The sequence below is a fragment of the Exiguobacterium sp. s35 genome, assembly GCF_018617535.1.
Classification (GTDB): Bacteria; Bacillota; Bacilli; order Exiguobacteriales; family Exiguobacteriaceae; genus Exiguobacterium; species Exiguobacterium aestuarii.
The window spans coordinates 1-276 of the sequence record NZ_JACSKI010000016.1 but is presented as its reverse complement, the minus strand read 5'-3'; the positions used below and the strand labels follow the sequence as shown (position 1 = coordinate 276).

Here is a 276-nt window from a genome sequence, read left to right as displayed (position 1 = left end):
AGCTATTGCGGAACGATCTTGCCTGGCAACGTCCTATCCTCACAGGGGGAGATCCCCCAACTACTTTCGGCGCTGAGACGCTTAACTTCTGTGTTCGGCATGGGAACAGGTGTGGCCGTCTCGCTATCGCCACCAGACAAAATGAATATTAACATCACGTCATACGCATGTCAATAATGTTTAGGGTTTGTTCCCTGAAAACTGAGGATTCATCAACACAAACCATAGACTAGATCAAAGCCTCGACCGATTAGTATCATTCAGCTCCACGTGTCA

General features: G+C 47.8%; 1 rRNA gene. It reads right to left on the bottom strand.

The features are described 5' to 3' along the window. Positions 1-20: 20 nt before the first annotated feature. Positions 21-137 (bottom strand): 5S ribosomal RNA (gene rrf / locus KNO75_RS14995). Between the last annotated feature and the right edge of the window lie 139 nt (positions 138-276).